This window comes from Streptomyces sp. CNH189, assembly GCF_000527195.1.
On the sequence record NZ_AZUS01000043.1, the window covers coordinates 1 to 10924 of the forward strand.

Below are 10924 nucleotides of genomic sequence, written 5' to 3' on the forward strand. Positions count from 1 at the left end.
AGTTGACCGGTACTAATAGGCCGAGGGCTTGTCCTCAGTTGCTCGCGTCCACTGTGTTGGTTCTGAAACCACGAACAACCCCACGCCATGGTCACGGTGTGGTGCGGTTGACAGTTTCATAGTGTTTCGGTGGTCATAGCGTAGGGGAAACGCCCGGTTACATTTCGAACCCGGAAGCTAAGCCTTACAGCGCCGATGGTACTGCAGGGGGGACCCTGTGGGAGAGTAGGACGCCGCCGAACTTCTTTTAGAGCTCTGGCTCTTGGGCACGCAGCCCGAGGGCCAGAGCTTTTTTGCGTTGAGGTAAGGTCAGTGAGCATCATCGACACGTTTCCCACAGGAGGATCCCGGGTGGAGGTCCAGGAGACACGGGTCCAGACAGACCGTGTCCTCACCATCCCGAACATGCTCAGCATGGCGCGGCTCGTCGGCGTACCCCTGTTCCTCTGGCTGATTCTGCGGCCGGAGTTCGGTGGTCCGAAGAGCGACGGCTGGGCGCTCCTGGTGCTGGCCTTCAGTGGCGTCAGCGACTACCTGGACGGCAAGCTCGCCCGGCGGTGGAACCAGGTCAGCAGCCTCGGCCGGCTGCTCGACCCCGCGGCCGACCGGCTCTACATTCTCTCGACCCTGGTCGGACTCACCTGGCGGGAGATTCTGCCGCTCTGGCTGACCCTCGTGCTGCTGGCACGGGAGCTGGTCCTCCTGGTCATGGTGGGCGTCCTGCGGCGCCACGGCTATCCGCCGCCGCAGGTGAACTTCCTGGGGAAGGCAGCCACCTTCAACCTGATGTATGCCTTCCCGCTGCTCCTGCTCAGTGACGGAAGTGGCTGGATCTCGTCACTCGCTGCTATTTTCGGCTGGGCGTTCGCCGGATGGGGTACAACCCTCTATTGGTGGGCAGGAGTGCTCTATGTGGTCCAAGTCCGCCGCTTGATCCGTGCGGACGCCATGGCCGATTGACTCGCTTCTTCACGCGCAACGTGGCGCGCGATGTCTCACGCTGAATATGTGTGCGGCAATCCTGGCGGGTGAAGTCGGCCAGACCGTCGTCTCTTCGAGGAGGACGCTTCCGACATGAAGGCCGTCGTGATGGCCGGGGGCGAAGGCACCCGCCTTCGCCCCATGACCTCAAGCATGCCCAAGCCGCTCCTGCCGGTGGCCAACCGGCCGATCATGGAGCACGTTCTGCGGCTGCTCAAAAGGCACGGGCTCAACGAAACCGTTGTGACTGTCCAGTTCCTTGCTTCTCTCGTCAAGAACTACTTCGGTGACGGCGAGGAGCTCGGAATGGAGCTCACGTATGCCAATGAGGAGAAGCCACTCGGTACCGCCGGGAGCGTCAAGAACGCAGAGGAGGCATTGAAGGACGATGCCTTTCTCGTCATCTCCGGCGATGCCCTCACGGACTTCGACCTCACCGAGCTGATCAATTTTCACAAGGAAAAGGGCGCTCTGGTCACGGTCTGCTTGACCCGCGTGCCCAACCCGCTGGAATTCGGCATCACCATCGTCGACGACGAGGGCAAGGTCGAACGCTTCCTCGAGAAGCCCACCTGGGGCCAGGTCTTCTCCGACACGGTGAACACCGGCATCTACGTGATGGAGCCCGAGGTCTTCGACTACGTCGAGCCCGACGTCCCCGTCGACTGGTCCGGTGACGTCTTCCCGCAGCTGATGAAGGAAGGCAAGCCCGTCTACGGCTACGTCGCCGAGGGCTACTGGGAGGACGTCGGCACCCACGAGAGCTACGTCAAGGCGCAGGCCGACGTCCTCGAGGGCAAGGTCGACGTCGACATCGACGGCTTCGAGATCTCGCCCGGCGTGTGGGTCGCCGAAGGCGCCGAGGTGCACCCCGACGCCCAGCTCCGCGGCCCGCTCTACATCGGCGACTACGCCAAGGTGGAGGCCGGCGCCGAGATCCGTGAGCACACGGTCGTGGGCTCCAACGTCGTCGTGAAGAGTGGCGCCTTCCTGCACAAGGCCGTGGTGCACGACAACGTGTACGTCGGTCCGCACAGCAACCTGCGGGGCTGCGTCGTCGGCAAGAACACCGACATCATGCGGGCCGCGCGGATCGAGGACGGCGCCGTCATCGGTGACGAGTGCCTGATCGGTGAAGAATCGATCGTCCAGGGCAACGTGCGGGTCTACCCGTTCAAGACCATCGAGGCCGGTGCCTTCGTCAACACCTCGGTGATCTGGGAGTCCAGGGGACAGGCGCACCTCTTCGGTGCCCGCGGTGTGTCCGGCATCCTGAACGTCGAGATCACCCCCGAGCTCGCCGTCCGCCTCGCCGGCGCCTACGCGACGACCCTGAAGAAGGGCTCGACCGTCACCACGGCTCGCGACCACTCCCGTGGTGCCCGTGCGCTCAAGCGGGCGGTCATCTCCGCGCTCCAGGCCAGCGCCATCGACGTACGCGACCTGGAGAACGTGCCGCTGCCCGTGGCGCGTCAGCAGACCGCGCGGGGCAGCGCCGGCGGCATCATGATCCGCACCACGCCGGGCGTGCCGGACTCCGTCGACATCATGTTCTTCGACGGGCAGGGCGCCGACCTGTCGCAGGGCAGCCAGCGCAAGCTGGACCGGGTGTTCGCGCGCCAGGAGTACCGGCGTGCCTTCCCCGGCGAGATCGGTGACCTCCACTTCCCGGCGAGCGTCTTCGACTCCTACACCGGGTCGCTGCTGCGTAACGTCGACATCACCGGGATCGCCGAGTCCGGGCTGAAGGTCGTCGTCGACGCGTCCAACGGCAGCGCCGGCCTGGTGCTGCCCAGCCTGCTCGGCAAGCTGGGCGTCGACTCGCTGACCATCAACCCCGGTCTCGACGAGTCCAGGCCGACCGAGACGGGCGACATGCGCCGCTCCGGCCTGGTCCGCCTCGGGGAGATCGTGGCGTCCTCCGGTGCCGCCTTCGGCGTGCGGTTCGACCCCGTCGGCGAGCGGCTGTCGCTGGTCGACGAGAAGGGGCGGATCGTCGAGGACGACCGGGCGCTGCTCGTCATGCTCGACCTGGTCGCCTCCGAGCGGCGCAGCGGCCGCGTCGCGCTGCCGGTGACCACCACGAGGATCGCCGAGCAGGTGGCGGCGTACCACGGCACCCAGGTGGAGTGGACGACCACGTCGCCCGACGACCTCACGCGCGTCGGCGGTGAGGAAGGGACGATCTTCGGCGGCGACGGCAAGGGCGGCTTCATCGTCCCCGAGTTCAGCAGCGTCTACGACGGCACCGCCGCGTTCGTCCGGCTCATCGGGCTGGTCGCGCGGACCCAGCTCACGCTCAGCCAGATCGACGCCCGCATCCCGCGGGCGCACGTCCTCAAGCGGGACCTGGCGACCCCGTGGGCCGTCAAGGGCCTGGTGATGCGGCGGGTCGTCGAGGCCGCCGGAGACCGCTACGTGGACACCACCGACGGCGTGCGTGTGGTGGAGGCCGACGGGCGCTGGGTGATGGTGCTGCCCGACCCGGCGGAGGCCGTCACCCATCTGTGGGCCGAGGGCCCCGACGACGCCTCCGCGCAGGCGTTGCTCGACGAGTGGTCGGCCGTGGTGGACAGCGCCGGCAGGTGACCGTCCCGCACCGTACCGATTGACCGGCGGCGTGCCGGACCGGTGTCCCGGAAGGGGCCCGTCCGGCACGCCGCCGGGGCCGTTCGGAGGTAGGGGGCGCGGCGTGCGACGATGTGCGGCATGCCGCAGCAACCCCCCGTTCGGAGCACACGCGCGCGGCCCGCGCGCCCGGACGCGTCGATGTCGTTGATCACCAACGTCATGGACCACAGTCTCGACGACGGCTATGCCGAGGCGGCCGCCCGGAAGCGGAGCGAGGGGACCGGCGGCATGCCGAGGACGCTGCGCGCGAAGCTCGGCCTGGCCGCCGGTCTGGTCCTCGCCGCCTGTGTGGTCACCGTCGGCGCGGCCCAGGCCCGGGTCGCAGCTCCGGTCGTCGCCAAGGAGCGCGAGGAACTGATCGACCGGATCGACGAGGAGACCGCGGCCGCGGACCGGCTGGAGAAGAGCGTCGACGAGCTGCGCACCGAGGTGAGCGCACGGCAGCGTGAGGCGCTCCGGGACAGCGGCGGCGACCGGTCGACGCTGATGGGCATCCTGTCGGGAGCCACGCCCGTGCACGGCCCGGGCGTACGTCTCGTGGTGAACGACGCCGAGGACACCACCGGCGGGGGTGACGGCGATCCCCGGTCGACCTCCGGGTTCTCCGACACCGGCCGGGTCCGGGACCGGGATCTGCAGCGGGTGGTCAACGGCCTGTGGGAGTCCGGCGCCGAGGCCGTCTCCATCAACGGGCAGCGGCTGACCGCCCTGTCGGCGATCAGGGCCGCGGGAGACGCGATACTGGTCGACAACAAGCCGCTGGTGCCGCCGTACACGGTGCTGGCGGTGGGGGACGGCGAAGAGCTGAGCGACCTCTTCCAGAACAGCGCCGACGGGCTGTATCTGCATGCCCTGCAGGAGAACTACGGCATCCGGACGGCGCTGTCCGTGGAGGACGACGTCCGGCTGCCCGCCGCAACGAGTGTGATCGTACGAACCGCACAGCCGATAACCGGGAAGGGCACATCGTGATCGCCGTACTGGGCCTCATCGTGGGAGTGGTGGCCGGGCTGTTGGTCCGGCCCGAGGTTCCGGCGGTCGTGGAGCCTTACCTGCCGATCGCCGTCGTCGCGGCGCTGGACGCCGTGTTCGGAGGTCTGCGGGCCATGCTCGACGGGATCTTCGACGACAAGGTCTTCGTGGTGTCGTTCCTGTCGAACGTCGTCGTGGCCGCGCTGATCGTCTTCCTCGGCGACAAGCTCGGCGTGGGGGCGCAGTTGTCCACGGGTGTGGTGGTCGTCCTCGGCATCCGCATCTTCTCCAACGCGGCGGCGATCCGCCGGCACGTGTTCCGGGCGTGAGGCCGATGAGCGAGCGAGAGCAGCACGAGACGACACGCCCCGCGGTGTCCCCGCCGCGGTCCGCCGCCGAGGCGTCGTCCAGGGCCGGACTGCGCAGGGAACTGCCCGCGGAGGTACCCGCGGGCGGCCCGCCGGCCGTCGAGGAGCCCGCGGTGACCGGCCCGGCCGAGGGGGCCGTCGCGGCCGAGCCGGACGGGCCGGCGCCGACCGGCCGGCAGAGGCTGGCGAAGGGGCTGTGGCCGCCGCGGGTGACCCGGGCCCAACTGATCGTCGCCCTGCTGCTGTTCGGCCTCGGTTTCGGCCTCGCCGTCCAGGTCGCCTCGACCAGCGACACCGACAGTGCGCTGCGCGGGGCACGTCAGGAAGATCTTGTGCGCATCCTCGATGAACTCGACGACCGCACAGAGCGTCTAGAAGACGAGAAGCAGGGTCTCGAGAAGCAGCGGGACGAGCTGGAGAACAGCTCCGACCAGGCCGAGGAGGCCCGCAGGCAGACGATCGAGAAGGAACGGCAACTCGGTGTCCTCGCGGGCACCGTGGCCGCGCGGGGGCCCGGTATCGAGATGACCATCGAGGACACGAAGGGGACGGTCGAGTCGGACATGCTGCTCGACGCCGTCCAGGAGTTGCGCGCCGCCGGTGCCGAGGCGATCCAGGTGAACGGTGTGCGCGTGGTGGCCGGCACGTATCTGACGGACGTGGACGGCGGAGTCTCCGTGGACGGGAACAAGATCAAGTCTCCCTATCGTTTCAAGGTCATCGGCAAGCCGCAGGACCTGGAGCCGGCGCTCAACATCCCCGGAGGCGTGGTGCAGACTCTTGAGAAGGAACAGGCCACCGTTACCGTGGAGCGGGCGGACAAGATCGTTGTGGACGCCTTGCGAGCGCCGAAGCGGCCTGACTACGCTCGGTCGTCCTCGCAGTGAACCGGGGGTGCATGGGGGTCGTCCGGCCAGGGCATGAGGTTGCGGGGGGTCGGCGCACCGATTGGGTGGTGCGTGGTGGAAACTGTCTGGTGGAGGCGGACGTTGTGAAGATGTCCGGGTCGGCCAATGTGTTCAGTCAGGGTTCGTCCTGCCCCACGGGCGGGTCTGTTTCGGTCAAGGGGAATCGCCCGTGAAGTTGTTTGGGAAGTTGTTCGGCAAGAGCGCGCGGCGAGAGGGCAGCGACAACGCGACCGCTCGTCACCGCGCACAGCCTGGTGCGGACGATCAGCGTCCGCTGTTCCGGGACCAGACGGGACAGGGCGCGGCGTCCGTTGACCCCGCGCAGTCGGGCGGCATAGGTTTCGGACAACCGTCGAGCCCCGGTGCGGGCGGAGGGTTCTCCGACCCGTACGCGTCCCACGCCCCCGGCGGGCAGCCGCGGCAGGAGGATCCGTCCATGTCGGCCCTGGTGTGTTCGAGGTGCGGCAACCGCAACGCGGAGAACAGCCGCTTCTGTTCCAACTGCGGTGCGCCGCTGAAGCCGGGCGTCACCCCGGAGCGCCCCTCCGAGACGACGTCCACGATCTCCATCTCCGGTCTGGAGGCCTACGACGCCGAGGCCACCGGTCAGACCGCGGTGCCCGCGCTCTCCCCGGAGGCGCAGGCGGCCGTCGACGCGCTGCCGATGGGTTCCGCCCTGCTGGTGGTGCGTCGCGGTCCGAACTCGGGCAGCCGCTTCCTGCTGGACGGCGACCTGACCACGGCCGGGCGTCACCCGCAGAGCGACATCTTCCTCGACGACGTGACGGTCTCCCGTCGGCACGTGGAGTTCCGCCGCAGCGCGGACGGCTCGTTCACGGTCGCCGATGTCGGCAGCCTGAACGGCACGTACGTCAACCGGGAGCGGATCGACCAGGTCGCCCTGGCCAACGGCGACGAGGTGCAGATCGGCAAGTACCGGCTGGTCTTCTACGCGAGCCAGCGCAGCTACTGACCTCCCGGACGCGGTCCGGGGGACTCCAGGAAGGGTCCATGCTGCAGACACCGAGCGGCGGTGCCGGAGACGGCGCCGCCGCCACGGACACCGGACTGCTGAGCATCGGCGCGGTGCTGAGCGTGCTGCGCGAGGAGTTCCCCGAGGTCACGATCTCCAAGATCCGTTTCCTGGAGTCGGAAGGGCTCGTCGAGCCGCGCCGGACCCCGTCGGGGTACCGCAAGTTCAGCGCGCAGGACGTCGAGCGCCTCGGTCATGTGCTGCGGATGCAGCGCGACCACTATCTGCCGCTCAAGGTGATCCGCGAGCACCTGGCGGCCATGGAGCGCGGCGAGGCCGTCCAGCTGCCCGCGCTGACCCGTGCGGGTGACGGTGAGGACGCCGCCGAGTCCGGCCCGGAGAAGCCGACGGCGGCCCGCATCGGGCGCTGCCAGCTGCTCTCCGCCGCCGGGGTCGACGAGCACCGGCTCGCCGAGTGGGAATCGTACGGCCTGCTCACCCCGGTCGGGGACGGTGTGTACGACGCGGAGGCGGTCACCGTCGCCGGTCTCATCACCGAGCTGGGGCGGTTCGGGATCGAACCGCGTCATCTGCGGGCCATGAAGGCGGCCGCCGACCGGGAGGCCGGGCTGGTGGAGCAGGTCGTCGCGCCGCTGCGGCGGCACCGCAATCCTCAGACCCGGGCGCACGCGGAGGACCGCACCAAGGAGCTGGCCGGACTCACCGTGAAGCTGCACGCGGCGCTGGTGCAGACGGCGCTCGGGGTGCGGCTGCCCTGACGGGGGAGGTACAGCCGGGCCGGATCGGCCACCCGATCCCGGCCCGACTACCCAAACGTCCCGGGCACGGCCTAGGGTTGCTGTGTGAACGAGCTCGATGTCGTAGGTGTCCGGGTCGAAATGCCCTCCAACCAACCGATCGTGCTGTTGCGTGAAGTGGGCGGCGACCGCTACCTCCCCATCTGGATCGGCCCCGGGGAGGCGACGGCCATCGCCTTCGCCCAGCAGGGCATGGCGCCGGCACGACCGCTGACCCACGACCTGTTCAAGGACGTGCTGGAAGCCGTCGGACAGGAGCTCACGGAAGTGCGCATCACCGACCTGCGGGAAGGTGTCTTCTACGCCGAGCTGGTCTTCGCCAGCGGAGTCGAGGTGAGCGCCCGCCCGTCCGACGCCATAGCGCTCGCCCTGCGCACGGGGACCCCGATCTACGGCAGTGACACGGTGCTCGACGACGCGGGGATCGCCATCCCGGACGAGCAGGAGGACGAGGTGGAGAAGTTCCGCGAGTTCCTCGACCAGATCTCGCCGGAGGACTTCGGGACCAGCAACCAGTGAGCGGTGTTGGTGGCGGCCTCGCCGGCGGTCACGGCCCGTGCCGGAGGCATTCGGCTAGCCTTTCCCCGCGACGGGGCACGGGAAACCACTCTTAGGGTGATTATCACTCGGCGTGCCGAGTGTGGCGATCGTTGACGCACCCTTGGTGACTGCCTACCGTCGAGGAGGCAGGTCAAGGACGGAGGTCGGCGTGAGAAGCAGCGGCGACGGTACGGCTGGGGGTGCCCCCGGACGCGTTTTCGGGGCGGGCGGGCCGTATCCTCCCCAGAGCTTTCCGCCCCGCTCGGGCGGGGGCCATCCCACGCACGGCGGTGCGATCGATTCCGCTCCGCAGCGACCGACGGCTGTGCCGAGCGGCGGAGGGGCGGTGGCCATGGCGACCGAGGAGATCGGGTATCGGGGGCCCACGGCCTGCGCGGCGGCGGGCATCACCTACCGCCAGCTCGACTACTGGGCGCGGACGGGTCTGGTCGAGCCGAGCGTGCGGCCGGCGCACGGATCGGGCACGCAGCGGCTGTACAGCTTCCGCGACGTCGTCGTGCTGAAGATCGTCAAGCGGTTCCTGGACACGGGCGTGTCCCTGCAGAACATCCGCACCGCGGTCCAGCACCTGCGCGAGCGGGGCTTCGACGACCTGGAGCGCATGACGCTGATGAGCGACGGGGCGACGGTCTACGAGTGCACCTCGCCCGACGAGGTCCACGCCCTGCTCCAGGGCGGCCAGGGCGTCTTCGGCATCGCCGTGGGCGTGGTGTGGCGGGACGTCGAGAGCGCGCTGTCCCAGCTGCACGGCGAGCGCGTCGACACGGGCGAGACGCTGATCGGCCACAACCCGATGGACGAGCTGGCCCGGCGGCGTAACAAGGCGGTCTGACCCCGGTGTCGCACACCGGTGTGCGACACCGGGCGGTGCCGATCGGGTCCGTCCGGTGGCGCGCCCGTGACGTGCGGGCGGTGCCGTGCGGGCCCGCCCGGCGCGAGCGTTGTCAGTGGCGTAGGGCAGCATCGGAGATGTGAGATCCGCTCCCACGATCCTGCATCTCGACATGGATGCCTTCTACGCCTCGGTGGAGCAGGCGTCCAAGCCGAGTCTGCGCGGGAAGGCCGTGGTCGTGGGCGGACTCGGACCCCGTGGCGTCGTCGCCACCGCCTCCTACGAGGCCCGCGTGTTCGGCGTCCACTCCGCGATGCCCATGGGGCAGGCCCGGCGGCTCGCGCCGAACGCCGCGTATCTGGTGCCCCGGTTCGCGTTGTACCGCTCCGTCAGCGAGCAGGTGATGACGCTGCTGCGGGCGCTGTCGCCCCTGGTGGAGCCGCTCAGCCTGGACGAGGCCTTCGTGGACCTGGAGGCCGGGGACACGGCGTGGGACGAGCGGTCGGCCCGGCTGGTCGGGGCGAAGCTGCGCGCCGACATCCGGGCGGTGACGGGACTGACCGGCTCGGTGGGGCTCGCGGCCTCCAAGATGCTGGCCAAGATCGCGTCGGAGCAGGCGAAGCCGGACGGGCTGGTGGTGATCGAGCCCGGGACCGAGCGGGCCATGCTGGAGCCGATGCCGGTCCGGACCCTGCCGGGCGTCGGACCCGCCACCGGTGACCACCTGCGGCGGGCGGGCATCCACACCGTCGGCGAGATCGCCGAGGCGGGCGAGGACGAGCTGGTACGGCTGCTGGGCAAGGCACACGGTCACGCGCTGTTCGCGATGGCGCTGGCCCGCGACGAGCGGCCCGTGGTCGCCGAGCGGGAGACGAAGTCGGTGTCCGTCGAGGACACCTACGACGTGGACATCCACGACCGGGTGCGCGTAGGGATGGAGGTGCAGCGGCTCGCCGACCGCTGCGTGCGCCGTCTGCGCGGGGCGGGGCTGTCCGGGCGGACCATCGTGCTGAAGGTACGGCGGTACGACTTCTCCACCCTGACCCGGTCCGAGACGCTGCGGGGCCCCACCGACGACCCGGCGGTCGTCCGGGAGGCCGCGGCCCGGCTGCTGGACTCGGTGGACACCACGGGCGGCGTACGGCTGCTCGGGGTCGGGGTCAGCGGGCTGGCCGACTACACCCAGGAGGACCTGTTCGCGCAGGCGGCCGGCGCGGGGGCGGGAGCCGGGGAGGAGACCCCGGAGACCGAGGAGCCGGCCGAGGAGAAGTCCGTCACCCGCCAGGAGGCGCCGGCCGAGCGACGCTGGCCGGCAGGCCACGACGCACGGCACACCGAGTTCGGACACGGGTGGGTGCAGGGGAGCGGCCTGGGCCGGGTGACGGTGCGCTTCGAGACGCCCGAGTCCGGGCCCGGCCGGGTGAAGACGTTCCGAGTCGACGACCCGGCGCTGGAGCCCGCGGATCCCCTGCCTCTGGTGTCCACGCCGCCAGGCGCCGACCAGCCGACGAAGGCGTCCGGCCCGCCGGACACACGGACATCGTGACCTCGGGGGTCGAAAGGGCGTGCGGGGTCCGTGACCGCGAGGTGGGGTGGGTGTTCGGCACCGTGACCCCGGGGCCTGCCCCGTTATCTTTTTCGCGGTCCTGCAAGAGGGCCGCTGGCCTCCGGGCCCGGCATGACTGTTGCCCCCTGTCGATGGGATGACCTGGGGGGTGGTGTCACCGGGTCCGAGGGGTGCCGTCGGAGACGCTGATCAGAGGTCCGACCACCGCCCGGCCGGGCGCAATGTCCGGCCGCTCGCGGGCGGCAGGTCTGCATAACGTGGATGCGCGAGAACGGCTCCCGTCCTTGGGGCCGGCACGCATCGACACGGGTGG

General features: G+C 69.9%; 10 protein-coding genes and 1 rRNA gene. All 11 read left to right on the forward strand.

From position 1 onward, the window contains the following. The first annotated feature begins 125 nt into the window (after positions 1–125). A 5S ribosomal RNA gene (gene rrf, locus B100_RS0133160) occupies positions 126–242 on the forward strand. Between the two features lie 109 nt (positions 243–351). Continuing rightward, on the forward strand, positions 352–960 hold the full coding sequence (gene clsA, locus B100_RS0133165; RefSeq protein WP_024888638.1) for a cardiolipin synthase ClsA: 609 nt from the start codon (positions 352–354) through the stop codon (positions 958–960). A 114-nt stretch (positions 961–1074) separates the two neighbouring features. Continuing rightward, positions 1075–3570, forward strand: a complete 2496-nt coding sequence (locus B100_RS0133170) for a mannose-1-phosphate guanyltransferase (protein WP_024888639.1) — start codon at positions 1075–1077, stop codon at positions 3568–3570. Between the two features lie 180 nt (positions 3571–3750). Continuing rightward, entirely contained in the window at positions 3751–4584 is an 834-nt protein-coding gene (locus B100_RS0133175; protein ID WP_024888640.1) for a DUF881 domain-containing protein, read from the forward strand. Further along, a complete protein-coding gene (locus tag B100_RS0133180; RefSeq protein ID WP_006134295.1) occupies positions 4581–4913 on the forward strand; it encodes a small basic family protein in 333 nt (110 codons plus the stop codon). Before B100_RS0133175 ends, B100_RS0133180 begins: the two co-directional genes overlap by 4 nt. 5 nt (positions 4914–4918) lie before the next feature. After that, positions 4919–5839 carry a DUF881 domain-containing protein gene (locus B100_RS0133185; RefSeq protein ID WP_037724043.1) on the forward strand — a complete coding sequence of 307 codons (921 nt, stop codon included), beginning with the start codon at positions 4919–4921 and terminating at the stop codon, positions 5837–5839. Between the two features lie 61 nt (positions 5840–5900). Next, positions 5901–6833 carry a double zinc ribbon and FHA domain-containing protein gene (locus B100_RS36225; RefSeq protein ID WP_078541347.1) on the forward strand — a complete coding sequence of 311 codons (933 nt, stop codon included), beginning with the start codon at positions 5901–5903 and terminating at the stop codon, positions 6831–6833. A 38-nt stretch (positions 6834–6871) separates the two neighbouring features. After that, a complete protein-coding gene (gene ftsR / locus B100_RS0133195) occupies positions 6872–7612 on the forward strand; it encodes a transcriptional regulator FtsR (RefSeq protein WP_024888643.1) in 741 nt (246 codons plus the stop codon). Between the two features lie 84 nt (positions 7613–7696). Further along, the gene (locus tag B100_RS0133200; RefSeq protein WP_004934251.1) at positions 7697–8170 is read left to right on the forward strand and encodes a bifunctional nuclease family protein; all 474 of its coding nucleotides are present in this window, start codon (positions 7697–7699) and stop codon (positions 8168–8170) included. A 190-nt stretch (positions 8171–8360) separates the two neighbouring features. Beyond that, complete coding sequence (locus B100_RS0133205; protein WP_199785318.1) at positions 8361–9044, forward strand: MerR family transcriptional regulator; 684 nt, start codon at positions 8361–8363, stop codon at positions 9042–9044. 139 nt (positions 9045–9183) lie between these two features. After that, positions 9184–10590, forward strand: coding sequence for a DNA polymerase IV (locus B100_RS0133210; protein WP_078541349.1), 1407 nt, complete (start codon positions 9184–9186; stop codon positions 10588–10590). Positions 10591–10924 lie beyond the last annotated feature (334 nt).

Coding starts and splice junctions, on each gene's coding strand:
- B100_RS0133175 (WP_024888640.1), top strand. CDS start 3,751: ATGTCGTTGATCACCAACGTCATGGACCACAGTCTCGACGACGGCTAT.
- B100_RS0133170 (WP_024888639.1), top strand. CDS start 1,075: ATGAAGGCCGTCGTGATGGCCGGGGGCGAAGGCACCCGCCTTCGCCCC.
- ftsR (WP_024888643.1), top strand. CDS start 6,872: ATGCTGCAGACACCGAGCGGCGGTGCCGGAGACGGCGCCGCCGCCACG.
- B100_RS0133185 (WP_037724043.1), top strand. CDS start 4,919: ATGAGCGAGCGAGAGCAGCACGAGACGACACGCCCCGCGGTGTCCCCG.